Genomic DNA, 25,575 nt, shown 5'->3' with positions numbered 1-25,575 from the left:
TTTTATGGATAGTAAAAACCAACCTCTCGGCTGGTTTTTTCTCTATTACTCTTCTTTCAACTTCGCCAATTCTTGGGCAAGTAACTTGAGGGCTACTTGTGGGTTGGCTTGGCCTTTGGTTGCTTTCATGAGGAAGCCTGTGAAGGCTTTGTCAGCGTTCCGCTTCCCTGATTTGAAGTCGGCTACGGCTGCTTCATTATCTGCAAAGACTTGGTGGATGATTGGAATCAAGACTTCAGGATCTGAAATCTGTACCAATCCGGCTTTTTCGACGTATTCACGCGCACCGCCACCGTTTTTCGCCAAATGAACGAAGACTTTCTTGGCAATCTTAGATGAGATGGTGCCATCTTCGATGATGGCAATCATTTCGACCAAGTTTTCTGGTGTCAATTGGATTTCTTCAAGCGTCTTGCCTTCTGCATTCAAGAATTGAGCAACTTCACCTTGGAGCCAGTTAGACACTTGTTTGGCATCTCCACCAAGGGCTACTGCTGCTTCAAAGAAGTCAGAAGTGACTTTCGTCGCTGTCAATTGGTTGGCATCATAGTCAGACAAGCCAAGCTCCGCCACGTAGCGAGCACGGCGATCTTTTGGAAACTCTGGCAACTCTGTGCGCATTTCCTCAATCCACTCATCTGAGATTTCAAACAAGGGAAGGTCTGGTTCTGGGAAGTAACGGTAATCTGCCGCTCCTTCTTTGACCCGCATAAGGATCGTGCTCTTGTGGGCTTCATCGTAACGGCGTGTTTCTTGACGAATGACACCACCTGAACGCAAGATTTTTGCTTGACGCTCCACTTCGTATTCAAGACCTTTGCGCACGTTTGAGAAAGAGTTCAAGTTTTTCAACTCCGTCTTGGTTCCAAATTCCTCTTGACCATAGGGACGAAGGGAAATGTTGGCATCCACACGCATGGATCCTTCTTCCATCTTAACATCAGAAATACCTGTGTATTGGATAACTTCTTTCAATGCTGTCAAATAAGCATAGGCTTCTTCAGGAGAACGCATATCAGCTTCAGATACGATTTCAATCAATGGCACCCCTTGACGGTTCAGGTCTACATAAGAGAAACCGTCTGGGCTGTGGGTATTCTTACCGGCATCTTCTTCCAAGTGAGCCCGTTCAATCCCGATTTTCTTAGTTGAGCCGTCTTCCAATTGCACTTCAATCCAACCCTTGTAGCCGATAGGCTCATCAAATTGCGAAATTTGGTAGGCCTTTGGATTATCAGGGTAGAAATAGTTCTTACGGTCAAAGTGCATGTGCTGATGGATATCCATATTCAAGGCCAAAGCAGCTTTAATACCAGCGTCCACAACACCCTTGTTCAAGACAGGAAGTACTCCTGGGAAGGACCAGTCAATCACATTGGTATTGGCATTTTGCTCGTTCCCAAAGTGAGCAGAGGTTGGTGAGAAAATTTTTGAATTTGTATTCAATTCAACGTGGACTTCAAGTCCGATGACTGTTTCAAAGTTCATTAATTGTCACCTCCAAAAATCACGGGTTGTTGCTTGTGATAATCCGTTGTTGCTTCAAAAGCAGCTGCAGCTTGATAGATGGTTTCTTCAGAATACTTCGGACCAATCAACTGCAAACCAACTGGAAGACCTTGCGCAAAACCTGCAGGAATCGAAATTCCTGGAAGACCCGCTAAGTTGACTGGGATGGTCAACAAGTCCGCCAAGTACATGGCAACTGGATCATGATTAAGCGAATCCAAATCAAAGGCCACGCTTGGAGCTGTTGGACCAAGGATGAGGTCGTAATCTGCAAATACTTTTTCAAAGTCTTGAATGATGAGGGTACGAACTTGACCGGCTTTCTTATAGTAGGCATCGTAGTAACCTGATGAAAGACTGAAAGTTCCCAGCATGATCCGACGTTTGACTTCATCACCAAAGCCTTGACTGCGAGTGTTCACATAGATATCATCCAAGTTCTTGGCATCTTCCGCACGGAAACCATAGCGAATCCCGTCGAAACGTTGCAAGTTTGATGAAGCTTCAGATGAAGCGATGATGTAGTAAACAGCAACCCCATATTTAGAATGAGGAAGGCTGACTTCTTCGACAGTTGCTCCCAATTTTTCAAAATGTTTGGCCGCATTAAGAATCGTTTCTTTGACTTCTGGATCAATTCCTTCCCCAAGGTATTCCTTAGGAAGGGCAATCTTCATACCTTTAATATCTTGACCGATTTTAGAAGTAAAGTCTGCTACACGTACTGGTGCAGAAGTTGAATCCTTAGCATCTTCACTGGCAATGACATTAAGCAAGAGAGCATTTTCCTTAACGGTTGGCGCAAACGGTCCAATTTGGTCGAGTGAGCTACCAAAGGCAATAAGACCGAAACGAGAAACCGTTCCGTAAGTTGGCTTAAGACCAACAATCCCGTTAAAGGCTGCTGGTTGGCGAATAGAACCACCTGTATCCGAACCAAGTGACAAGCGGACTTGCCCTGATGCTACAGAAACTGCAGAACCACTGGATGATCCACCAGGAACCTTGCTGTGGTCCCAAGCATTTTTTGCTGGTCCATAGTAAGACGTTTCACCAGATCCACCCATGGCAAATTCATCCATGTTGGTCTTCCCGATGACAATCATATCTTTGTCTTTCGCATTGGCAACCGCTGTCGCATCAAAGATGGGCTCGTAGTTATAGAGCATTTTTGATGCCGCAGTCGTCAAGATACCATCTGTTGAGATGTTGTCTTTGACCGCAAGTGGAATTCCTGACATGAGGTTGTCGGCATCGATTCCTTTTTCGTCAATGGCCTTGGCTTGCGCAAGGGCTGCTTCTTCTGCCACCGTCACAAAGGCATTGACGGCTTCTTCACGCGTCTTGATATCATCAAGCGTTGCTTGGGTCAATTCGGTTGCTGAAATTTCCTTAGAGACAAGGAGGTCGTGCAACTCTTCAATGGTTTTATGGTTGAATGACATTAGGCATCTCCTCCATCTTCTAGGATAGCTGGCACCTTGATGTAGTAATTATCTTTTTCAGGTACATTTTTAAACAAGCGGTCACGGTCCGTCCCTTTTTCAGCAACATCCGGACGCAATACAGTCTTGCGGTCCGCCATGGTCGTTGTTGGAACAACACCCGTTGTATCCACTTCTTCCAACAATTCCACCATGTCAACAATCTTCGACAAGGTTGTCGCAAACTCAGCTGTCTCTTCTGGAGAGAATTTTAATTTTGAAAGATTGGCAACGTGGGTTACCTCTTCTTGCGTAATTTTCATCTTGCTTCCTTTCGTGAAATGATGATTTTCAATACCTTCTATTTTATCATAATTTCAGCTATTTTGCTTGGAGGATAAAAAATCTGTAGGACTTTTTTGTCACTACAGATTCTACTGTTTAGATTTCTTTTTCATCCAGTTGCCCCATGTCCTTGAGAGCCTGCTTCCAGACTTCCTGGACCTTGGATGTGAGGTAGCAAGAAGCTAGGTCATACGAAGCTTGATGGAAAGGAGTGACATTCCCTTGGAAAAGCTCTACAAGCCTATTTGCAAGCTCCTTGACCAAGTCTGCTTCAGGGATCTTTTCACTATACTCCACTAAAAAGCCGTTCTTCCCATCTTTAATAAAGGTCGGATTCCCATAGCGAGCATCAAAGCCAAGCAAGGCTAAACCCGCTCCAGCCGCCTCCATCAGGGTCAAACCAAAGGTTTCCCACTGAGAAGTGGTGAGATAAGCCTGGTAGCAAGGATAAATCTGCTGAAGATCCGCATGACCGCGCAGGTGGATATAGTCTTGCGCTCCAAGCTCTTGAATCAGGTTCTGCAAGTTGTCCTCTTCTCCACCTTTCCCATAGATATCAAACCGAAGATCCGGCATGGTTAGATGAGCTGTTGCGACGACACGAATGGCCAAATCCAGACGCTTTCTTGGATCAAGACGCGATGCTGTCATCAGACTAAAAGGGCGCCTTCCTTCTAGTGAACCTGTCAGCTTCTCTAGATGCCCCACTGGAATGGTGTAGATGGGCATTCCGTGACAATCTTGCTTGGCAAGCGTCTGCTGTAACACTTCCTTTTGTGCCTCTGTCGCAGTGATGAAGGCATCAAAGCGCTGGGCATACTTGAATACATAATAATATTCGTAGTTGAGCTGTCCATTTTCAAATTCGTGCTCCGAATGAAAGACCATAGCCAACTTAGCCGGAGATCTTTGCTCCAACAAGGGACGAGCAAATTCCATTCTTGAAGCTCGATCCACTAGGATTAAATCTTCCTTTTTTAGTGAAAGTTTCGAGAGAAATCGTCTCATCACCTCCGTTTGGCTTGTCAAGATTTCCGGCCCCATTTTAGAGAGCCAATGTCCACCTTGTCTCGCTTCTTCAAAGGCGATCCGCCCATTCTGATCATGATAGGTCCGTCTAATCACACTCCCGTATTGAAAATATTCCGTCACCAGTTTACAAGCACCATAATACTCTCGCTTGATGATCGTGGTCCCCAACAGATACTCCACATAGCGCACGCAGTCTGGGTGGTAGGGATCTAGATGAAAGGCCAAGACATTATTGTCTGCCAACTGATAGCAAATTTTTTCTTCTGATTGTTCGATGATATCTAGGCGAGTCAACTGCAAGGCCATTTGCAAGGCCCCAACTGTCTGTTGAGGGACCGTCTTTTTTTGATCCGTAAAAGCTAGCTGGGCATAAAGCAATTCCTCGTCTCGGTGTCCCAAAGAAAGGTAATAAGCTAATTTTTCAGGGCTTGGCCAAGTGGTAAAAACAAAGGTCGATTGCACTCCTAAATCACGAAGTAGCTTAGCTCTTGAGGCTTGCGCCACATCAACCCCATTGGGCTCATAACCCACCAATAAATTAAAGGTATAGATGCTCATGGCTGCCTCCCTCTAAACACTCAAATCGTCTTCGTAGCTCTTCTTTTTTGGGAAGCTGCAAGATGTGGGCTTGCTCTTTCAAGCGTTCTTGGAAACTCTCTGGATGAGCTAGGATTTCTCCAAGTTGCACCTTCATCTCCTCTACAGTCTCCGTGACGGTGGTCAATTTTTTGTAGACTTCCTGATGCACCGTGTCCTGTAGGCCAAGTAACAGTTGCCCATTTTCAAGAGCACGTATGCTACTGCTGAGCACTTCTTTTCCCTGATTGCAATCCAGATAAAGCGAACAGCTTGCCAGTAACTCTTCGTATTGATCCATTGAAATGCCCGGGTATAGCCGAACATTGGAGCAAGGAGCAAGCTCTGTTAATTTAGGCCCCATAGTTGTCAAGGCTGAAATGTGAAAGGTCACTTGTGGAAATTGATCAACCAAGTTGGATAAGCCTTTTACCTCTTGCGAAGCTGTCATGATCAGAGCTTGAGGATGAAAGCTGACTCCTTCAAGGTCCACAAATCCTGAGAGCTCCATCAAGCCTTCTTTTTTCTCTGGCAAGAGAGTCTCATCCAAAACCATCAGTTGGCCGACATGCTCTGTAAGCTCAGCTAGATCGAGTGACCAATTCCCACAATAGGCCAATCGTTCTTTATCTATCCGTTCTACAAAAGAAAGCAGGTACTTGTCCATCAAAAGAACGCCTTTTGCCTCAGGCAGAAGGTGATCTAAAACAGCTCTTAAAAGCTCCTCTTTGTTGGCATACACCCGATCACGTCCCTTAGCAGTTTGATGCAAAAAGGTCCCTTCTGAGACAAAGTGGAGGAGGACTTCTTCTTGTTTTTGATTGAGGTAAATCTCCAGATAGGCTTGACCTCTTTCATCCAACAAACTTTGCTTACTACGCCAACCATAGCGATTATAGAGATCAATAGTTGCGATCTCTTCTCCCTGACCAAACCACTCAACTCTTCCAACGGTCCGAGACAAGACATCTTTCCGAAAAATCACATTTGCCCGACGTTCTGTTCCATCAAAAATATAGGTCGTGATTCCCAATGTCCACGGCTCCCAATATTCAGGAACCTCCAAATCATTGAAAAATAAGGGCTCTCCTATTTTCGATGCTGGATCTTGCTGGGTAAAGAAAGTTGCCAGGCTTTCCTTTTCCTTCTCCAGATCGGTTTCCAGATTGGTCAATAGCACCCGGTAGGGTTGATTGAGTTGGTGTAGAAGTTTTTCCAAACGAGCCAGCTCCAGGGTCTCTTCTTTTGCAATGATGAGCATAGTGCTCCTTTCCGTTGCCATCCTATTCCTTTATATTTTCAATCAGACTGAGGTTCATCCGCACACGCGCATAGGTTTCCGTTTCCTGAAGACCCGCTTCCTCTAATTTTTCAAGGGCCCGCTTCAAACGTGTTTTATAGATATAACGGTGCCAGGTCAAATCATAGCCCAACATCCCAAGGAGAGCTAATTTTTCCTGTTTGGCTTCCATCTCATCGATCACCCGCTTTTCTGTCCAAACTTGTGAGAGGGTATCTTTACGGCCCACTCGATACCAATAAATGCACTTCTCTGTATGAACCACCCGATCAGCCTTTAACAACAACTTGTACATGAGGAAGTTGTCTTCCACATTTTTTCCAACTGGAAAGCGTAAGCCCTCAAATAAGCTGCGCTTATAAAGCTTCATCATGGCACAGGCCCAGGCCACATCTCTGGTTTCTTGAATGGCGTCCTGGTCCATAATCGCTCGCCCTTCATAAAGGGTCTCGGAATAATCCGCTTCCGTCACCTTGATCAAGTACTTGCTGCTACTGTCATCATAAAGATTGTAATTAGCGGTTGAGACATCCGCATGGTAGTCTTTGAGTTTTTGATAGAGGACTTCTACATAATCCTCTGTCACCCAGTCATCCGGGTCGATAAAGGTGATGTAGTCTCCTGTAGCTAACTCAATTCCCGTATTTCGAGCTGCTGATAGGCCACCGTTTTCCTGGCGGACATAGCGAATACGAGTATCTCGTTTGAAAAATTCCTTACAGATCTCTTCGGACCGATCTGGCGAACCGTCATTGACCAAAATAATTTCCAAATGCGGGTAGGTCTGGTGGGTAACCGTCTCCAAACACTGCCTCAGATACGCTTCCACCTTATAAATGGGAATGATGATACTCACTACTTCATTTGCTTGCATGATTCTTCTCGCTTCTCTTTAAATAATCGCGAATGGCTGCCACCATTTGGGCCACTTGATCATCCGCAAAGACGACATTTTTCCCTGTCTTCACATGATTCGTCCCTTCAAAAGAAAAAATAGGGAGGCCTTTCTGACTGATTTTTTCCGTGATCTGATCCACTTCGCCATAAGGATTGATATCCAGATAAAAGTCCAATTTCCCCAAGACCTTTCGACTGGTCAACGGATCAAATGAAGGGTAAAGAAAGAGGTTGGGGTAACGTTCTAATTGTACCAAGTTAAAGCCAAAATGGCTATGAGCAAGGACATGAAAGGCGACATTCGGCAACTCTTTTAACAGAGTCTCTAGCTCATGGACATCTGCGGTATTCGTGTAGATAGCAGCATGATAAGGATATGTTCCCACCAAATCTTCAAAATCTTGCTTGAGAATTGGTTTTCGAAGCAAAACTTCCTCCCAAGAAAGAGCATAATAAAACCACCAGAGTTCGCGGAAACGATTGAACCGTTTGGAAGTCCATGGTTTATTGTGGGAGGTATAGTGGATAACCGCCGGAACCCCTTGAAAGGCATCGTACCAAGCTAGGTCTCCATAGATATACTGATCCTTATCGGATCCTACTTGGAGATTATAGGTCCAAGGCAGGGGACACCAGGCATCTTTGAAATAAAGATTCAAGATTCCTTGATCCCCGTAAACTTCCTGATGGTGGTCCTTGGTCAGAGCAAATAGAGCTTCTGTGACGTGATGTTCCTGCCACCAATCTCTATCGATCAGCAAGAGACCAGCATTAAATCCCGCTGTCGTCGTTGGTTTGTCAACAACAGCCCCAAGTCCCAATCCTTGTAGATCTACGTCAAACAAGGGAGACAAATCCTGTGTAAAGATCATGTCGCAATCCAAGTAGAGGACCCGCTTTTCTTCCACCACATCTGGAATACAATAGCGGAAATAGGTTGAATAGTGGATATGGCTACTTGGAAGCGAGAAGGATTGAAATTGCTCCGCCGACATCCGACAATTGATGATTTCTGAATCCAACACTTGCAAGCGCTGATTCATGATGGCAAACCACTCTGTTGGTAAGTCCTCATTCAACACATAAATCTTCCATTGACCCTGATGCGCACACAGAGATTTTATAGCAATTTCCAACTTCTCCATATAAGATAGATTGGCCGAAAAGACAACAGCTTTTTTAGTCATAACTCCCCCTTGTTTTCTTTCATTAGAATACCATTTTCATGAGCGGAAAACAATTCCTAAGCACAAAAAAGAGGCCTGGACAGCTTGCCACAAACCTCTATTTTAACTTAGCCTTCATTTTGATCTAATGGAGCGAGTTGATCGTCCACCAAGCTGGCTCCTAAGACATGCTTGAAATGATTCAAGGCAAACTGGTGATTTTCAGGAGTGAGTGAGGCTACTGCCGGTGCGACCACTTGGATCTGATAGCCAAGATTATAGGCATCAACCGCTGTGTGAAGAACACAGATATCCGTTAATACACCCGTCAAGATCACTGTATCTACATGGCGTTCCCGCAAGCGGATATCCAAGTCCGTCCCAGAAAAAGCCGAATAATGCCGCTTGTCCATCCAAAAGACGCGTGGATCCGCTTTGTGCTCCCGATAAAAATCTGCTAAAGGGCCGTACAAATCACGACCACTCGTCCCAATGATATTATGAGGTGGGAAAAGCTTACTTTCAGGATGGAATGGATCGTTAACGTCATGCCCATCAATGGCAAAAAAGACATAGGCTCCTTGGTCAAAGGCCAACTGGGTCACCTGTGCAATGGTCTCAGAAATGGCTTGGGCAGGTGCCCCTGCTGTCAACTTGCCATCATCTGCTACAAAATCAACGGTATAATCAATGGAAATCAACGCTTTCATCATTAGTATTCTCTTTTCTTAATTTCCTCAAACACATCTGGTATCAACACTTTTAAATAGGTTCCCTTCATTCCTAGAGAACGGCTTTCAATAATACCAGCTGACTCTAATTTACGAAGGGCATTGACAATCACCGAGCGGGTAATTCCGATCCGGTCTGCAATGACAGAGGCCGTCAATTGGCCTTCGTTGCCATTCAACTCATTCAAAATAGCAGAGACTGCCCGTAATTCTGAGTAGGACAAGGTATTGACCGCCATGTTGACAGCTGTCCGGCGACGAATATTCTTCTCATCTTCCTCGCGTTGGAAGTTCAACATTTGAATGCCCACCACGGTGCTCGCAATCTCAACCAAGATCAAATCATCATCCGCAAACGGTTTATCATTGCGCCAAATGATCAAGGAACCCAACCGAATCCCAGAAACATGAATCGGCGCAATGGTGGTCAAGCCATCAGGAAATTCAGACTTGGTTTCGACCGGAAAGATACTCAAATCATGATCCACATCTAAATTAGCTTCTGTATCATAGACCAAACTAGCTGCCTTGGCATAATCTTCTGGTAGTTTTTTGTTTTGGAAGAAAGCTTCCACCCGATCGTTATTGGTCTTGTATCGCATGAAATAACCAAGAAGGGTCCCCTTGCTGTTAATGATACAAGCATTGCAATGGATGATATCTGCCAATTGCTGAGCAATATCATTGTAAGGCATCTCAGCCTGTAACTGTTCATCTGTCCGTTTCAGGATAGAGGTGATTTTACGTGTCTTTTCTAATAAATTTGCCATAATAAACCTCGCATATAGTCGACTAAAGTATATCATATAAGTGAGGGAATTTCAATCGAATTATCTGAAAATTATTTATTTTTTTCTACAATTGTGCACAATTTAAAAAACCACTAAAAAAGGGGGAAACCAAACAGAATTTGAAGACAATTCCTTCGGTTTCCCACCTTTATTTCTTCTTAGCGTTTGTATTGTTTCAAGAAACGGGTCATTTTTTCTTGAATTTGAGCCAATTCGTCCACCCGTGGGAGGTAAACAATCCGGAAGTGATCTGGATCTTTCCAGTTAAATCCACGTCCATGAACCAAGAGGATCTTCTCTTGTTTCAAGAAATTCAAGACAAATTGCTCGTCATCATCCACTCGGTACATGTCCCGGTCAATCTTAGGGAAGATATAGAGACCAGCTTTTGGCTTAACCGCTGAGAGACCTGGAATATCATTGATAGCCTTGTAGATAAAGTTGCGTTGTTCGTAGATTCGACCACCTGGAAGCAAGAGTTCATCCACCGATTGGTAGCCACCAAGAGAGGTTTGCACGACCTGTTGGGATAGAACATTCGAGCACAAACGCATATTGGACAACATATTGAGTCCTTCAATGTAGCCCTTCACGTGTTTCTTTGGACCAGATAGAACCATCCACCCAACACGGAAACCTGCAATCCGGTGAGATTTTGACAAGCCATTCATGCTGACACAAAAGAGATCCGGGGCCAGACTTGCAATAGCTGTGTGTTTTTCCCCATCCATGACCAAACGATCGTAAATTTCATCCGCAAAAATGATCAGGTTGTTTTGACGAGCGATCTCCACAATCTCAAGCAGGATCTCATCTGGATAGAGCGCTCCTGTTGGGTTATTGGGATTGATAACGACGATGGCTTTGGTATTTGAGGTGATCTTGGATTTGATGTCTTCAATATCTGGATACCAATCTGCTTCTTCATCACAAAGGTAATGCACCGCATTCCCACCAGCTAGACTGACAGCTGCTGTCCAAAGAGGGTAATCCGGCATGGGAACTAAGACCTCATCGCCATTGTCCAGCAAGCCTTGCATGGACATGACGATCAGCTCACTCACCCCGTTTCCAAGGTAAATATCATCGATATCCACATTTGGAATTTTCTTCAACTGGCAGTACTGCATAATCGCCTTACGGGCTGAAAAGATCCCTTTTGAATCCGAATAGCCTTCACTATCACGCGCATTCATGATCAAATCATGGATGACTTCATCGGGTGCTGTAAAGCCAAATTCAGCAGGATTTCCTGTATTCAGACGGAGGATTTTTTCGCCATTTGCCCGCATACGCATGGCTTCTTCTAAAACTGGGCCACGAATATCATAAGCCACATGTTCCAACTTACTTGATTTATTGTATTCTTTCATACTATGCCTCGATTCACGAAATTATTTCTATTATACCACTAGTTCAGAGAGAGTACAATCTGATACCTTCAAAACTTTCGGAAAAAATAGAGAAGAAAAAGCACGACTTTACCTTTACATTCCAGTATAAAAGAGATACAATACAATTATAGAAAGGATGGATCCTTCTGGTATCTAGTCCCTGTTTTCAAGTTAAAAAGGAGGTAGAGACATGTCTCAAACATACGAAAACATTATGGTCGCAATTGACGGTTCGCATGAAGCCGAGTTGGCCTTTGAAAAGGGGGTCAATGTTTCTCTTCGCAATGGCTCCAAATTGACCATTGCTCATGTGATTGACACACGTGCACTACAAAGCGTCTCAACCTTTGATGCCGAAGTCTACGAAGCCTTGCAAAAAGAAGCCACAGAGCTCCTTCAAGGGTACAAAGAACGCGCTCTAAATGTTGGGGTTAAAAATGTAGTCACTGTGGTAGAGATGGGAAATCCAAAAGTGCTCCTGGCAAATGATATCCCAAGTAAAGAAGGAATTGACCTGATTATGGTTGGAGCTACTGGACTCAATGCCTTTGAACGCCTTATGGTCGGATCCTCCTCAGAATATATCCTTCGCCACGCCAAGGTCGACTTACTAGTGGTACGTGACAAAGACAAAACCATGTAACTAAAAAGAGAGTGGGACAGAAATCGGTAATTCGTTAGAATTCGATTTTGTCGTCCCACCTCCGCACAGCTTCAACAGTCTGGGAGACTGTTGAAGGTTGCAGATAAAGGAAACATAGTTTCCGTCAACATAGGGCATCTTTGAAGCTTAAAAAGCGAACAAAGACTTAGGATACTTGCTTCGCAAGTTCTATCCGCCACCTCAAAGCAGTGCTTTGAGCACTCAACCACTGCGTCTTGCTCGACAATCCAAAGACAATTGAGAGGCTAGGACTTTTGTCCCAGCCTCTTTTTTAAAGATAAACTTTTCTTAGAAACTTTCCTTAGGTGAGTACGGACGTCAGCGAACTTCTTCGAAGTTCCATGACTAATTATTGAGCCTAAGGTCTCAATAATTCCGAATGCCTGAATCTTTATTGTTTCAGGCACTTTTCTCACGACGGAAAGTTTCAGTATACTTTTGAATGAGCCTAATAGAATATCTTCGTTTAATTTTTTCTTCATTCCCTAGCTTGCTTTATGTAGACAATAAGAAATTTCCTTTTTAGAAATTGTATAGCATATAGCAAAAACTCTTAGGAATAAGACTTTAATGGTATCTGTTAGAGTTTTTTAATTGTCTGTTGGTGTTTCTTTTTGTTTGGCGTGTTTTTCGTAGGCCTTTAGTTGGCGCTCCAGTTCCTTTTCAATAGCAGGTTCTGGGGCATATTTTTCTTCCCAATCATCTGGTTTTAAAATCTTGTGAGTTACCGGATCAAAGTGGGCTCTTCCATCTGGGAAGATCTTACCCATGTTGGCACGGTGAACAATCTCAAAGACCTCTTCTGGGTCAACTCCCATTAGAACAAAGCTACCATAAGTCAGGTACAGCGTGTCGATCAAGGCATCCACTTGCCCTGTCATAGAAATTTCAGCTGGATGCTTGCTACGAACCTTGGCAGCAGCCGTTTCAATCGCTTCATGAAGGGCCACCACCGAGCGGTCAAACTCTTCCTCACTGCTACTAGCTGCTCGGATAAATTCTACCAGCTCTTCTTGCTTAAACATGGTCCGATAGAGGGCATCCTGAGGTTGCCAGACAACTGGTTTTTCCTGAGTTGCCCCATCCATCACGCCATGGAAGGTCTTGACCTTATTGAAATGATCGTCTTTAGAAAGAAAGAGTTCTTTCCCAGAGAGAATTCCAAAATGTTGTAAGGCCTTTTCAATACCATCCTTGTCATTACTGGTTGTTGTATGCTTGGCAATCGCTTTGACGCTTGTGGTCCCATTCCCCATCGCAATCGACAAACCAACACCTGAAAGCATCTCTAAATCATTGTCCGAATCACCAAAAGCCATGACCTCATCGATGTCAAAGCCATACTCCTGGCCAACGATGCGAATCCCTTCTAGTTTAGAAATCCCTGGATTGAGGACATCTGCAGCAAACGGACTGGAACGTGTGAATTTTAGATGAGGAAATTCTTTTTCAATCTTTGCCGTCTCTTCAGGACTTGATAAAATCAATACTTGATAGATTGGTTCTTGAGCTATCGTATAGAGATGCTTTTGATCTTGAGGAACTACTTTACTCACCACTTTGTTAAATCCTCGACTCACTGTACGGGCCATTTTTCGCGGAACAAAGCGGCTAGACCAAATCGAAATAGGACTCATCCCAAAGCTCATGATTCGAGAGCCAAATACCCCGTCCTTGGTTCCAAGAGCAATTTCTTTACGGTGTTCGTGAGCATAGTCGATTAACTGATGCAGGCTTTTTTTATCAATTGGACTCGTAAACAGCACACGGTCCTGGGTAAAGATATATTGACCATTAAAAGTCACCGCAAAATCAAAGCCATAGCGCTCCATAAACGGTTGAACAAAGGCTGGACCTCGACCAGTCGCAAGTCCAACATAAATTCCTTCTTCTTTTAAGGATTGAATGGCTTTTTCTGTTGATTTCAAGACCGCTCGGCTGTCATTAACCAAGGTCCCATCAATATCAAAAAAGACTGCTTTTATTTCCATCTCTCTACTGTTTCTTTCTTTTTATGTTAAAATAAATTATATCACATATTCCAAGGAGCTTCACATGTTTAAGAAAATTTTAGCACTCCATACAGGTGGAACCATTTCGATGGCAGCGGATGACTCTGGGGCAGTGATTACCAATGAAGTCAATCCTATGACCCAAGTCACTTCACCAATTGAAGGGATTGCAGTCACCTCAGAGGACTTTTTCAACCTTCCTAGCCCTCAAATGACTCCTCGTCACATGTTAGCCCTATATCAAAAAATCAAAGAGGAAGCCCACAACTACGACGGTATCGTCATCACCCATGGGACAGATACGCTGGAAGAAACGGCTTATTTCTTGGATACCATGGAGTTACCAGAGATCGCTGTGGTCATTACAGGTGCTATGCGAAGTTCCAATGAACTTGGAAGCGATGGCGTCTACAATTTTCTGACAGCCCTTCGAGTGGCGGCCGATCCAAAAGCACGCGATAAAGGTGTCTTAGTCGTCATGAACGATGAAATTCATGCAGCTAAATATGTTACCAAAACGCACACCACCAACGTCAGCACCTTTCAGACGCCGACACACGGGCCACTCGGCTTAGTTATGAAAAAAGAGATTCTATTTTTCAAGACGGCAGAGCCTCGAGTTCGCTTTGATCTCGACAAGATCGAAGGTTTTATTCCCATTATTTCGACATATGCAGGAATGAAAACAGACTTATTGGATATGCTGGATCTAGCTAAACTGGACGGCCTCATTATCGAAGCCTTTGGAGCTGGGAATATTCCCAAAGAAACAGCCCATAAACTCCAAGAATTCATGGATGCAGGGCTCCCAATCGCTTTAGTGTCACGCTGTTTCAATGGAATCGCTGAACCCGTTTATGCCTACGACGGAGGCGGTGTCCAACTCCATCAATCAGGCGTCTTCTTTATCAAAGAATTGAACGCCCCCAAAGCACGTATCAAACTCCTCATCGCCCTCAATGCCGGTCTCAAAGGACAAGAACTCAAAGAATATATCGAAGGGTAGTATCAAATACAAAGGACGTAGCGGATACAGTCAAAATAGAGAGCAGGACAGAAGCACTGTTGTATAGGAATGCTTCGTTGTCCTGCCACCACAAGGCTGATTAGGATTCTTCCAAGCTTATAAGCGAGAGAAGAGTCCAATCAGCTACTGTGTCTTGCAGTTAGTACTAGTATAGTTGGCGTTTTTTGACACAATCCGCAGCCAGTGTTCAATTCGTGTAACGGCAAGAACTAGGGTGCCTTGCCTACACGACTCACTAACTCCTCAGGTGGATGATATCGATCCACCTTTGTCCTGTCGCAATTTAACAAGATACAAAGCCCGTAAAATGCAATCATAAAAGTGAGTAGAGAGTGGGACAGAAATCGGTCATTCGTTAGAATTCGATTTCGTCGTCCCACCTCCGCACAGTTGAGTAGGGCTGTAAAAGCTGATGAAAGCAGCGTAGTAGAGCCCACTCAACCACTGCGTCTTGCTCGACAATCCAAAAACAAGAAGAGGCTAGGACTTTTGTCCCAGCCTCTGCTCGCTTTTTATACTCTAATCTAAATGTTCTTGCTTTTCCAGATAAAGATAGAGCAAATGCCAGTCTGGATGTTCTCGCCAATTTGGCGTCGTTACGATCTGGCTAGCGACTTTCCGCGCTTCCTCAAGGATGGGGTAATCTTCAACCAGGTCTGCTACTTGAAACTCTGGAATCCCCGATTGACGGGTTCCAAAAATTTCACCTGAACCCCGCATTTTCAAATCTTCCTCTGCCAGCACAAACCCATTGGTCGTCTCGGTCATGATTTTCATGCGCTGTTTGCCACTGTCCGTCTTAGGATTGGCAACTAGGATGGCATAGGATTGCTTATTTCCCCGACCAACCCGACCTCGAAGCTGATGGAGTTGACTAAGGCCAAACCGATCTGCATCCATGATGACCATGACAGTCGCATTAGGCACATTGACTCCTACTTCAATGACGGTCGTGGATACTAGAACATCAACTTGGTGCTCTTTAAAGGCCTGCATAATGGTCTCTTTTTCTTCACTTTTCATCTTCCCGTGAAGAAGAGAAACGCGCGCCCGCTTACCAAAGAAGGCTTCCAACTCCTCTTGAAGCGCAAGGGCGTTTTTTAGATCTAGCGCTTCTGACTCCTCGATCAAGGGAGAGATAAAGTAGGCTTGAGAACCTTTTACGAGCTCTTTTACCAACCAGTCGAGGACCACTTTTAACTGTTCATGCTTGACCCAACGCGTAATGATCTCCTTTCGTCCAGCAGGCATCTGGTCAATCATTGACACATCCATATCTCCAAAAGCCGTAATGGCCAAGGTCCGGGGGATAGGAGTCGCCGTCATCATCAGGACGTCTGGATTTTGGCCTTTTTCTCGGAGAATACGTCGCTGAGAAACCCCAAAACGGTGCTGCTCATCAATAATGACCAATCCAAGATCTTGGTAGTGAACTCCTTCTTGGATCAAGGCATGTGTTCCCACAATCAGTTGAGCCTTGCCAGAAGCGATCTCGTCTAAGACTTCTCGTTTCTCAGCCACCTTTAACCCTCCTGTTAGAAGGGCAATTGGCAAATCTGGAAAAAGATTTTGCAAGCTTTCCTTGTGTTGCTCTGCCAAAATCTCCGTTGGCACCATCAAGGCTGCTTGCTTCCCAGCACTTAAGGCAGCATACATAGCAAGACCGGCCACAACTGTCTTCCCGCTTCCCACATCCCCTTGCAAGAGCCGATTCATATGGTATGGAGAAGCCATATCTGTCAAGATTTCAGTTAAGCTTGTTTCTTGGGCTTGTGTCAGCTCAAAAGGGAGCTGTTTTTTTCGTTCTGCTAATTTTTCTGGATTCCAAGCCAAGGAAATCCCTTGACTGGCATCGTGATTTTCTTCTTTTAACACTTGAAGCTGCAACTGGAAAAAGAGGAGTTCTTCAAATTTCACCCGACGAAGGGCTTGTTTATACTCTGCCAAGTCCTTCGGAAAATGCATCGCTCGCACTGCATTCGAGCGTGACAAAAGCTGATAACGATCCCGCAAAACTTGGGGCAAATTCTCTTCCAAGAGTTGATCCAATCCCTGATCAAAAGCTATTTTGATCAACTTTACCAGGCTATTTTGGCTGACTCCTTGCATCACTCGATAGACCGGTTGCAAATCATCTTCCACCTGGGCCAGAAGTTTCATGCCCGTCAAACTGCCTTTGGCCTTGTCCCATTTCCCAAAAATCGCCACTGTCTGCTGGATCTCGATTTTGTCTGCTAGGTAAGGTTGGTTGAAAAAATTAACCGCAATGACTTGGTCTCCCTGTTTGATCGAAAAGCGCAAGCGATTTCGTTTGTAGCCGTAATATTGAACATTGGCTGGCGTTGCTACAAGCCCAGAGATAACAGCTTTTTCACCATCTTCCAACTCTAAGGCATTGCGCGTTTTAAAGTCTTCATAGCGAAATGGGAAGTACAAAAGCAAATCCTCTAGAGTTTCAATCCCTAATTTTTGAAACTTCTCCGCTGATTTGGGGCCAACACCAGGCAGTACGGATAAGGGTTGGTGTAAATTCATTGCTCCTCCTTTCTTTGATAAAAAAGCAGGTCCTTCTGGGAAAGTTCCACCTGCTTTTTCTTATTCTTCACCTGTATAGTCACGAGGGATCCGGTCACTCAAGAGACAAACCACTTCGTAATTAATGGTGCCACGGTAGTCCGCAACCTCTGTTGCAGTGATTTCCTTCTCGCCATCTCGTCCAATCAAGGTAACCTTGGTTCCCAAAGGAAATTCATGTGGCAGGCGAACCGTCACCTGATCCATCGAAACACGACCAACAATGGGACAAAACTCTCCATTAATGAGGACATGGAAATTTTGCATTTCCCGAATCCAACCATCCGCATAGCCAATGGGAATCGTCCCAATCCATTGGGCATCATCCGTCGTATAGGTAGCCCCGTAACCAATATCTTGACCCGCTTCTAACTGTTTCACATGAACTAACTCACTCACCAAACTCAAGGCCGGCTTGATTTCATAAGGCAGGGCTAGCACAGAACCGCTCGGATTCAAACCGTACATGACATCTCCTAGACGTACAGCTGTGAAAATCGTATCAGGATGCCACAAAGAAGTGGCAGAATTACTAGCATGGACAATCGGAGGAAGGCTTTCAAGAGCAGCCAATACTTCTTTGAAAAAGTGGTATTGGTCTTGAAATTTCCGATCATCTGCTTCATCTGCTGTCGCAAAATGAGTAAAAATTCCTTCAACTTCAGCTCCAGCTGCTAAGAGCAGGCCTTCTGCCTCTTTGATCTCTTCGATTTTTCGGAATCCAATCCGCCCCATTCCTGAATCTACCTTGATATGAACTTTTAATCCTGAAAAATCTGGCTCTTCTGCCAATAAGTGCTTCAACCAAGCAAGGCTGGCCACCGTTAATCTGATGTCATACTTTTTAGCTAAATCAACTGTTTCAGTTGGGACCACTCCTAAAATTAAAATGGGGTGGTCTAAGCCCTCTTCACGGATTTCAAGGGCCTCATCCATATTGGACACGCAAAAGCCATCCACTTGAGCCGCCAATTTCTTCGTCACAGCTGCCACTCCATGGCCATAAGCATTGGCCTTCACCACTGCATATTTTAAAGTTTGGCTTGGAATATGCCGACTGACTTGCTGCACATTAAAGGCAATGGCATCCAAATCGACTGTAGCAACTGTTGGTCTATGTTTACTTGCTTTCATCTACTTCCTCCAAAATGACGCTGGTTAATACCAAATCACCCTTGTGACTGATCGAAACCCAAACCTTCCCAGAAAACGGGGACTTAGAAAAATAGGGAGCTCCATGGGCATCATTTAAAATTTCTAAATCTTGAAAACCAACTGGTCCAATCCCAGTCCCCATTGCCTTTGAAAAGGCTTCTTTGGCGGACCAGCGGCCCGTTAAATATTCCATCTTTCGTTTCCCAGACAATTCCTCAAAGCGCTCCCGCTCAGCCTCAGTTAAGACTTTTTCAGCGAATCGGGTATTCTTTTGATAGGCTTTTTCAATCGCAGCGATCGATTCGATATCGATGCCATGTCCTTTGATCATCTTGATGTATCCTTTGTTATCGTTTCAGTATCGTCTAACTGATAAAAGAGAAGGGGCCAAAGAATCACTCCTTCCGCCCCTGCCTTTTACTGATTCATGCTTGCTATTTCTTTGACCAAAGCCTCTGTCTTTTCCCAACCTAGGCAAGGGTCTGTGATGGATTGACCATAAACTACCGGTTCATTTTGACGACCATCTTCAAGATAGGATTCAATCATGAAACCACGAACCAAGGAAGCTAACTCCTTGTTCCAAGCACGGTTCATCATGGTCTCTCTCACAATCCGTACTTGCTCTTCGAATTGTTTGCCAGAATTGTCATGGTTGGTGTCCACAAGGATAAAGGGATGTTGCAAGCCCATTTCGCTATAGCGTTTGGCTGCCGCAAGCAAATCTTCATAATGGTAATTTGGAATATTCTTACCACTAGCATCCAAGCCTCCACGAAGGATCGCATGGGCCAAAGGATTTCCTGATGTTTCCACGGCTTGGGCATTGAACAAGAAATTTTTTGGATGTTGGGCTGCATAAATCGCATTGAACATGACCGAAAGATTTCCTGAAGTTGGATTCTTCATCCCTGTAGGTGCTGCAATCCCACTTGCCACAAAACGGTGCTCTTGGTCTTCAACCGAGCGCGCTCCAATGGCGTGATAGGAAATCAGATCCTCCACATAAGGTAGGATGCTTGGGTAAAGCAATTCATCTGCCGTTGTCAAACCAGTTTCTGTCACCACACGGTAATGGAGATGACGGACAGCCTTCAGACCATCCACAAAGCTTGGTGCACCATGTGTATCTGGTTGGTGCATCAATCCTTTGTAACCATCCCCATTGGTTCGAGGCTTAGCCGTATAGACCCGCATGACGATAAAAATCTGATCTTTGACTTGCTCTTGCAAGTCTGCCAAGCGATGAGCATAATCCAAAACCGCTTCTTCATTATCAGATGAGCAAGGACCAATCACTAGAAGAATCCGTTGGTCCTCCCCTTTGATAATCGCTTCTAACTCACGATCACGCGCTTCTTTCCGCTCCAAGGCAGGGCCCTCCAAACGGTAAAGCGACGTAATTTCTTTTTCATCAATTTTAGTGCTCTTCGTAACGAATACCATACGGCCTCCTTTTGCTACTTAGACCCTTCCTCTCTTGGCTGAAGAGGACTCTTAAAATTTACGTCCGTGACAATTTTTAAATTTCTTACCAGATCCACAAGGACACAAGTCATTGCGTTTCACTTGTGACAAGTCAATATCATCTGGAATGTCTTGTTGTTGTGCTGCAATATTGCGTGTCGCAGTTGTTGAAATATTGTGCTCCGTACGTGGACGCTCTTGTTCGTGAATTTGAGCTTTCATCATCAGACGAGTGACATCAAATTCGATCGATCCGATCATGTCATTAAACATACGGAAACTTTCAGATTGGTATTCTACCACTGGGTTATTTTGAGCATAACCACGAAGTCCAACAGCGTTCCGCAATTGATCCAAGGCATCGATATGGTCTGTCCATTTGCTGTCTACCACTCGAAGGATCAATACTTTTTGGAATTCTTGTACAGATTCTTCATCTCGCAATTTCGCTACTTGGCTGGCATAGATTTCTTCTGCACGTGCATACAAGTAATCAATAACTTCCTTGTCAGATTTACCTTCAATATCGTTTTCAGAAATCGTATCTTCAGGAACCAAATTGTATTTGGCAAAGTTCAGAATTGCTTCAACGCGTTCTTCCTTGCTTGAGTGGCTGGCTCCTTCAACAATCCGTTTGATGGTCCGTTTGATCATGGCTTTGATCTCAGGAGCCAAGTCACGGTTCGCCGTGATGACATCATAACGTTGGGCGTAAATAATTTCACGTTGTTCCCGCATGACATCATCGTATTGAAGGACTTGTTTCCGAGTATCGTAGTTGTTCCCTTCGACCCGTTTTTGAGCCCCCTCTACTTGGCGGGTAAACATCTTCGAACGGATGACGGATTCTTCTTCACTCAACTTGAAGCGATCGAGAACTGCTTTGATCCGCTCTGAACCAAAACGACGCATCAATTCATCTTCAAGTGATAAGTAGAATTGAGATTCCCCTGGATCTCCTTGACGTCCTGAACGACCACGCAGCTGGTTATCGATCCGTCGGCTTTCGTGACGTTCTGTTCCGATGACACAAAGTCCACCGAGTTCGCGAACTCCTTCACCGAGCTTGATATCGGTACCACGTCCGGCCATGTTGGTTGCGATCGTAACCGCACCACGTTGACCAGCGTTCATGATGATTTGCGCTTCTTTGTAGTGGTTTTTCGCATTCAAGACTTCGTGAGGAACACCTGCTTGTACCAACAATTGAGATAAATAATCACTGGTTTCAACGGCAACTGTACCGACTAGGACTGGTTGACCTTTCTCATGACGAGCCTTCACGTCTTCCACAACGGCCTTGAATTTTGATTTCAAGCTTGGATAGAGAAGGTCTGGATGGTCAATCCGAGCAATCGGACGGTTGGTTGGAATTGGAACGACGCGAATGTTGTAGATTTCACGGAATTCTTCTTCTTCCGTTTTCCCTGTCCCTGTCATCCCTGACAACTTCTTGTACATACGGAAGAGGTTTTGGTAGGTAATCGATGCAGAAGTTTTGGTTTCTTCCTGAACGGGTACGCCTTCTTTAGCTTCAATCGCTTGGTGGAGGCCATCTGAATAACGACGTCCTTCCATGGTACGACCCGTAAATTGGTCAACGATCAGAATTTCTTGATCTTCACTGACCACATAGTCGATATCCAAGATCATGATATAGTTAGCACGAAGGGCATTGTCAATAAAGTGAGTAAGAGCCACGTTGTCGATATCGTAGAGGTTCTCTAACTTAAAGTATTCTTCCGCCTTATCAATCCCTGAGTCTGACAAACCAATAGTTTTAGATGGCACATCAATAATGTAGTCATCCTCATTTAAGGTCTTCACATAAGCATCAGCCATGTGGTAAAGTTGGCTTGTATCAGAAGCTGTTTGACCAGAGACGATCAAAGGTGTACGGGCTTCGTCAATCAAGATAGAGTCAACCTCATCGACCAAGGCATAGTTCAACGGACGTTGCACCATGTTTTCTGCACGAACAACCATGTTATCACGAAGATAGTCAAAACCAATTTCTGAGTTGGTAGAGTATGTGATATCGCATTCGTAGGCTTCTTTTTTCTCAGCTGGAGATTTAGCTGCCAAGTTGATCCCTACTGAAAGGCCAAGCCAAGAGTAGAGCTCACCCATTTCAGTTGCATCCCGTTCAGAAAGGTATTCATTGACGGTAACAACGTGTACCCCTTTACCAGAAAGGGCATTTAAATAAACAGGCATGGTCGCAGTCAGGGTTTTTCCTTCCCCTGTACGCATTTCAGGAACATCCCCATGGTGAAGGACGATTCCCCCCATAACCTGAACCTTATAAGGGAACAAACCAAGCACACGTTTTGCCCCTTCACGAACAACTGCAAAAGCTTCGTACAAGAGGTCATCCAAAGACTCACCATCTTGGTAGCGTTGCTTAAACTCAGCAGTTTTTGCTTTTAGTTCGTCATCAGACATCGCTGCCATTTGATCTTCATAAGAAAAGACCTTGTCCGCCATTTTTTCAAGACGTTTGATTTCGCCTCGATCATTTTCAATAATTGTTTTTACTAAATTTGCCATTTTTTTCCTTACTTTGAATCTTTCAAAATCTAAAACGTTCTTTTTATTGTAGCATTTTTTAAAGATTTTTTCAAGATTAAGACTGTATCTTACAGGACTTTTAAGCGGATTTTCCCGCGTAAAAAGATTCAAAAAAGAGAGTGGGACAGAAATCGGTATTTCGTTAGAATTCGATTTCGTCGTCCCACCTCCGCACAGCTTCAACAGTCTGGGAGACTGTTGAAGGTTGCAGATAAAGGAAACATAGTTTCCGTCAACATAGGGCATCTTTGAAGCTTAAAAAGCGAACAAAAACTTAGGATACTTGCTTTGCAAGTTCTATCCGCCACCTCAAAGCAGTGCTTTGAGCACTCAACCACTGCATCTTGCTCGACAAACCAAAAACAATTGAGAGGCTAGGACTTTTGTCCCAGCCTCCTTTAATTGTAGACAAGTTATATTTCACATAAAGCAACCTAAGCGATGCGGATAAAATTAAAATGAGAAAGGAACTATTCAGGTGGTTCAAACATTCACTGAAACTTTCCGCCGTGAGAAAAGTGCTAGAAACAATAACGTTTCTAGCACTCGGGAGTTTTGGAACCTTAGGTCCAAAACTAAGTCATGGAACTTCGAAGAAGTTCGCTGACGTCCGTACTCACCTAAGGAAAGTTTCTAAGACAACTTTGCTTTCAATCCGAAATGCCTGCTAGAACAGACATCTTTGGAAGACCATTCGATCATTGTGACAAATGGTAAGAATAGCTGGCGACGACGACTTCTTCGTGCCAACGAAGAGCATATTTCAATTTCAAACTCATTTGGTTGTGCAAGATATTTTGCCAATGTTTCTTAGGAATGAATTGGGGAACCAAAACTGTAACGGTATTACCTTTGGCTTTTGCTTCTTCGGCTACTTTTGCAACAAATTCAACGGTTGGCTGGATAATATCCCGATAGCTCGTCATAACATTTTCAAAACGAATATCTGGGAAGTAATGCTTGAATTCTTCAGCTACTTCCGTATCCTTAGCCTTGGTTTCTTCTGTAGAAACGTGCATGGCCACGATGTCATTTCCCAAACTGCTGGCATAACTCATCGCTCCAACACTTACTTGGGTCACATTTCCGACAAGAACGATGACGGTATTGCCAGCATAGTCTGTTTTTTCGATCTTTGCACCTAAGCGTAATTGAGCAGCAACCTTATCATAGTGGCTACGAATTCTTAAGAACATCCATAGCAAGAGCCCAATAATAGGGAAGAAGGGCCAGATTTCACGCAAACGGAAGAGCAAGAGAATCAAGACAATGCCGTAACAGATAGCAGCACCAAGGATATTGGCGATCGAGTACTTGAAAAATCCTCTTTGGTATTGGCGTTTCCAGTGAATGACCATCCCTGTTTGAGAAAGGGCAAACGGAATGAACACCCCAATGGTATAAAGAGGAATCAAACTTTCTGTTTGGCCATCAAAGATCAGAAGCAAGACGATGGCTCCAATCGCCAAGGTTAAGATCCCATTGGAATAGCCCAGACGATCCCCTTTTTCCATATACATGTGTGGCATGTATTTGTTTTTAGCCATGTTGAAGGCCAACATAGGAAAGGCTGAAAAACCAGTATTAGCCGCAACTGCCAGGATCAAGGCTGTTGATAATTGGAAAATATAGAAGAAAGCTTGTCCAACTGGAGAGTTGCCTAGAATAGCTTGGGCCATTTGAGCCAAGGTCGTCACATTTTTAGCAGGGACCACACCAACCCAGTAATTAAGGAAGGTAATTCCTGCAAACATGATCCCCAAAATCAAGGCCATGATGGTCAACGTCGACGCCGCATTCTTGGCTTTTGGTTTTTTAAAGAAAGGAACTGAATTGGAGATGGCTTCAACCCCTGTCAGAGAGGCAGAACCACTGGTAAAGGCCCGCAACAAAAGGATGACACTAACACCTGAAATGGTTTGCCCCACATGAGCTGTCGCATTGTAAGGCAATTGGCCAGTCAAGATTTGGACAAAGCCATAGCCAACTAAGGCAATGGTACTGACAATAAAAAGATAAACCGGAACCATCAAGGAAGAAGCCGATTCACGAAGACCCCGCAGGTTCATCAGCATCAAGATCAAGACCAACAGGATGGAAATATGAAGGTTGTATGGATGCAAGGCTGGGATGGCTGAGGTAATGGCATCTGCACCTGATGAAACAGATACTGCCACCGTCAACATATAGTCGACCAAGAGGCTCCCACCTGCAATCAGCCCCGCTTTGGGAGACAGGTTCTCCGAAGTCACCATGTAGGCTCCACCCCCTTGAGGGTAGGCATGAATAACTTGACGGTAGGAAATAGTCAAGCTGGCTAAGAGAATCAGCACCACAACCCCAATTGGAAGAGACCACCAAATGGCTCCTGCTGATACCGTCATCAAGACCAACACGACCTGTTCAGGACCGTAAGCAATAGAGGAAAGGGCGTCACTTGAGAGCATGGCCAAAGCCTGCATTTTTCCAAGCAAGCCTCCTTCAGCTTCCGCACCAGATTTCAAAGGGCGACCAATAAACCATTTTTTTAATGTTGAAAACATAAAAAACTCCTTGAAAAAGATCTAGAGGCTGAAAAATCTCCAACCTCTGAGCAATCATCGTCATCTTACAAGCCAACCGCGTCTTTCTGACGATTCATAGCTCAAAGAGTAGGACAAACTATACCTGCAAGCACAAGAGCCTGCCCTACTTCCACTTTTCATAAAACTGGGGTTATTCTACTCTTTTTTTTTATAGCTGTCAACTTATATCATGAAATTATTGTAATAATTTCATAAAATTTTCATCTTGTCCATCTCCTAAACCGACCCTAGCTCGCGCAGCTTCTTATCAAAATTTCCAAGCAAAAACGAGGCTGGGACAAAAGTCCTAGCCTCTCAATTATTTTTAGATTGTCGAGCAAGACGCAGTGGTTGAGTGGGCTCTACTACGCTGATA

19 protein-coding genes are annotated in these 25,575 nt (G+C 44.3%); 2 read left to right on the top strand and 17 right to left on the bottom strand.

The window, feature by feature from the left end:
• Positions 1-45: 45 nt before the first annotated feature.
• From gatB to HA044_RS05965, 10 genes are all read right to left on the bottom strand, one after another.
• Complete coding sequence (gatB, locus tag HA044_RS06010; protein WP_187540158.1) at positions 46-1,488, bottom strand: Asp-tRNA(Asn)/Glu-tRNA(Gln) amidotransferase subunit GatB; 1,443 nt, start codon at positions 1,486-1,488, stop codon at positions 46-48.
• Positions 1,488-2,954: an Asp-tRNA(Asn)/Glu-tRNA(Gln) amidotransferase subunit GatA gene (gene gatA / locus HA044_RS06005; RefSeq protein WP_187540156.1), complete on the bottom strand. Its 1,467-nt coding sequence runs from the start codon at positions 2,952-2,954 to the stop codon at positions 1,488-1,490. Before gatA ends, gatB begins: the two co-directional genes overlap by 1 nt.
• Positions 2,954-3,256, bottom strand: a complete 303-nt coding sequence (gene gatC, locus HA044_RS06000; RefSeq protein ID WP_187540154.1) for an Asp-tRNA(Asn)/Glu-tRNA(Gln) amidotransferase subunit GatC — start codon at positions 3,254-3,256, stop codon at positions 2,954-2,956. Before gatC ends, gatA begins: the two co-directional genes overlap by 1 nt.
• Before the next feature lie 118 nt (positions 3,257-3,374).
• Positions 3,375-4,868 carry a glycosyltransferase gene (locus tag HA044_RS05995; protein ID WP_187540152.1) on the bottom strand — a complete coding sequence of 498 codons (1,494 nt, stop codon included), beginning with the start codon at positions 4,866-4,868 and terminating at the stop codon, positions 3,375-3,377.
• A complete protein-coding gene (locus HA044_RS05990) occupies positions 4,849-6,147 on the bottom strand; it encodes an accessory Sec system glycosyltransferase GtfB (protein ID WP_187540150.1) in 1,299 nt (432 codons plus the stop codon). The genes HA044_RS05995 and HA044_RS05990 overlap by 20 nt, the downstream gene beginning before the upstream one ends.
• A gap of 22 nt (positions 6,148-6,169) precedes the next feature.
• Positions 6,170-7,060 carry a glycosyltransferase family 2 protein gene (locus HA044_RS05985; RefSeq protein ID WP_187540148.1) on the bottom strand — a complete coding sequence of 297 codons (891 nt, stop codon included), beginning with the start codon at positions 7,058-7,060 and terminating at the stop codon, positions 6,170-6,172.
• A complete protein-coding gene (locus HA044_RS05980) occupies positions 7,047-8,270 on the bottom strand; it encodes a glycosyltransferase (RefSeq protein WP_187540146.1) in 1,224 nt (407 codons plus the stop codon). Before HA044_RS05980 ends, HA044_RS05985 begins: the two co-directional genes overlap by 14 nt.
• Before the next feature lie 107 nt (positions 8,271-8,377).
• Complete coding sequence (locus tag HA044_RS05975) at positions 8,378-8,962, bottom strand: cysteine hydrolase family protein (protein WP_187540144.1); 585 nt, start codon at positions 8,960-8,962, stop codon at positions 8,378-8,380.
• A complete protein-coding gene (codY, locus tag HA044_RS05970) occupies positions 8,962-9,750 on the bottom strand; it encodes a GTP-sensing pleiotropic transcriptional regulator CodY (RefSeq protein ID WP_187540143.1) in 789 nt (262 codons plus the stop codon). Before codY ends, HA044_RS05975 begins: the two co-directional genes overlap by 1 nt.
• Positions 9,751-9,929: 179 nt before the next feature.
• Positions 9,930-11,144 carry a pyridoxal phosphate-dependent aminotransferase gene (locus HA044_RS05965; protein ID WP_187540141.1) on the bottom strand — a complete coding sequence of 405 codons (1,215 nt, stop codon included), beginning with the start codon at positions 11,142-11,144 and terminating at the stop codon, positions 9,930-9,932.
• A gap of 211 nt (positions 11,145-11,355) precedes the next feature.
• Between HA044_RS05965 and HA044_RS05960 the strand changes: the two genes are divergently transcribed.
• Positions 11,356-11,808 carry a universal stress protein gene (locus HA044_RS05960; protein WP_187540139.1) on the top strand — a complete coding sequence of 151 codons (453 nt, stop codon included), beginning with the start codon at positions 11,356-11,358 and terminating at the stop codon, positions 11,806-11,808.
• Positions 11,809-12,419: 611 nt separating this feature from the next.
• Here HA044_RS05960 and HA044_RS05955 read toward each other — a convergent pair.
• Complete coding sequence (locus HA044_RS05955) at positions 12,420-13,820, bottom strand: Cof-type HAD-IIB family hydrolase (RefSeq protein WP_187540138.1); 1,401 nt, start codon at positions 13,818-13,820, stop codon at positions 12,420-12,422.
• 64 nt (positions 13,821-13,884) lie between these two features.
• Between HA044_RS05955 and HA044_RS05950 the strand changes: the two genes are divergently transcribed.
• On the top strand, positions 13,885-14,847 hold the full coding sequence (locus tag HA044_RS05950) for an asparaginase (protein WP_187540136.1): 963 nt from the start codon (positions 13,885-13,887) through the stop codon (positions 14,845-14,847).
• A 540-nt stretch (positions 14,848-15,387) separates the two neighbouring features.
• Here HA044_RS05950 and recG read toward each other — a convergent pair.
• The 6 genes from recG to HA044_RS05920 form a co-directional block, all read right to left on the bottom strand.
• Positions 15,388-17,403: an ATP-dependent DNA helicase RecG gene (recG, locus tag HA044_RS05945; protein WP_187540134.1), complete on the bottom strand. Its 2,016-nt coding sequence runs from the start codon at positions 17,401-17,403 to the stop codon at positions 15,388-15,390.
• Positions 17,404-17,463: 60 nt separating this feature from the next.
• Positions 17,464-18,576 (bottom strand): alanine racemase, encoded by a 1,113-nt coding sequence (gene alr / locus HA044_RS05940; RefSeq protein WP_187540132.1) that lies wholly within the window; start codon positions 18,574-18,576, stop codon positions 17,464-17,466.
• Positions 18,563-18,928 (bottom strand): holo-ACP synthase, encoded by a 366-nt coding sequence (gene acpS / locus HA044_RS05935; RefSeq protein WP_187540130.1) that lies wholly within the window; start codon positions 18,926-18,928, stop codon positions 18,563-18,565. The genes alr and acpS overlap by 14 nt, the downstream gene beginning before the upstream one ends.
• An 86-nt stretch (positions 18,929-19,014) precedes the next feature.
• Positions 19,015-20,043: a 3-deoxy-7-phosphoheptulonate synthase gene (locus tag HA044_RS05930; RefSeq protein WP_187540128.1), complete on the bottom strand. Its 1,029-nt coding sequence runs from the start codon at positions 20,041-20,043 to the stop codon at positions 19,015-19,017.
• Positions 20,044-20,094: 51 nt separating this feature from the next.
• Positions 20,095-22,614, bottom strand: coding sequence for a preprotein translocase subunit SecA (gene secA, locus HA044_RS05925; protein ID WP_187540126.1), 2,520 nt, complete (start codon positions 22,612-22,614; stop codon positions 20,095-20,097).
• A gap of 719 nt (positions 22,615-23,333) precedes the next feature.
• Positions 23,334-25,178 (bottom strand): APC family permease, encoded by a 1,845-nt coding sequence (locus HA044_RS05920; protein WP_187540124.1) that lies wholly within the window; start codon positions 25,176-25,178, stop codon positions 23,334-23,336.
• Between the last annotated feature and the right edge of the window lie 397 nt (positions 25,179-25,575).

The organism is Streptococcus sp. IMAU 99161, assembly GCF_014435245.1.
Lineage (GTDB): Bacteria > Bacillota > Bacilli > Lactobacillales > Streptococcaceae > Streptococcus > Streptococcus lactarius.
The sequence above is the reverse complement of the archived record's forward strand: the minus strand, read 5'-3'. Positions and strand labels throughout refer to the sequence as shown.

What these genes read in the sequence shown, in the direction of transcription:
- gatB (WP_187540158.1), bottom strand. Translation starts at nt 1,488, where the DNA reads ATGAACTTTGAAACAGTCATCGGACTTGAAGTCCACGTTGAATTGAAT.
- gatA (WP_187540156.1), bottom strand. Translation starts at nt 2,954, where the DNA reads ATGTCATTCAACCATAAAACCATTGAAGAGTTGCACGACCTCCTTGTC.
- gatC (WP_187540154.1), bottom strand. Translation starts at nt 3,256, where the DNA reads ATGAAAATTACGCAAGAAGAGGTAACCCACGTTGCCAATCTTTCAAAA.
- HA044_RS05995 (WP_187540152.1), bottom strand. Translation starts at nt 4,868, where the DNA reads ATGAGCATCTATACCTTTAATTTATTGGTGGGTTATGAGCCCAATGGG.
- HA044_RS05990 (WP_187540150.1), bottom strand. Translation starts at nt 6,147, where the DNA reads ATGCTCATCATTGCAAAAGAAGAGACCCTGGAGCTGGCTCGTTTGGAA.
- HA044_RS05985 (WP_187540148.1), bottom strand. Translation starts at nt 7,060, where the DNA reads ATGCAAGCAAATGAAGTAGTGAGTATCATCATTCCCATTTATAAGGTG.
- HA044_RS05980 (WP_187540146.1), bottom strand. Translation starts at nt 8,270, where the DNA reads ATGACTAAAAAAGCTGTTGTCTTTTCGGCCAATCTATCTTATATGGAG.
- HA044_RS05975 (WP_187540144.1), bottom strand. Translation starts at nt 8,962, where the DNA reads ATGATGAAAGCGTTGATTTCCATTGATTATACCGTTGATTTTGTAGCA.
- codY (WP_187540143.1), bottom strand. Translation starts at nt 9,750, where the DNA reads ATGGCAAATTTATTAGAAAAGACACGTAAAATCACCTCTATCCTGAAA.
- HA044_RS05965 (WP_187540141.1), bottom strand. Translation starts at nt 11,144, where the DNA reads ATGAAAGAATACAATAAATCAAGTAAGTTGGAACATGTGGCTTATGAT.
- HA044_RS05960 (WP_187540139.1), top strand. Translation starts at nt 11,356, where the DNA reads ATGTCTCAAACATACGAAAACATTATGGTCGCAATTGACGGTTCGCAT.
- HA044_RS05955 (WP_187540138.1), bottom strand. Translation starts at nt 13,820, where the DNA reads ATGGAAATAAAAGCAGTCTTTTTTGATATTGATGGGACCTTGGTTAAT.
- HA044_RS05950 (WP_187540136.1), top strand. Translation starts at nt 13,885, where the DNA reads ATGTTTAAGAAAATTTTAGCACTCCATACAGGTGGAACCATTTCGATG.
- recG (WP_187540134.1), bottom strand. Translation starts at nt 17,403, where the DNA reads ATGAATTTACACCAACCCTTATCCGTACTGCCTGGTGTTGGCCCCAAA.
- alr (WP_187540132.1), bottom strand. Translation starts at nt 18,576, where the DNA reads ATGAAAGCAAGTAAACATAGACCAACAGTTGCTACAGTCGATTTGGAT.
- acpS (WP_187540130.1), bottom strand. Translation starts at nt 18,928, where the DNA reads ATGATCAAAGGACATGGCATCGATATCGAATCGATCGCTGCGATTGAA.
- HA044_RS05930 (WP_187540128.1), bottom strand. Translation starts at nt 20,043, where the DNA reads ATGGTATTCGTTACGAAGAGCACTAAAATTGATGAAAAAGAAATTACG.
- secA (WP_187540126.1), bottom strand. Translation starts at nt 22,614, where the DNA reads ATGGCAAATTTAGTAAAAACAATTATTGAAAATGATCGAGGCGAAATC.
- HA044_RS05920 (WP_187540124.1), bottom strand. Translation starts at nt 25,178, where the DNA reads ATGTTTTCAACATTAAAAAAATGGTTTATTGGTCGCCCTTTGAAATCT.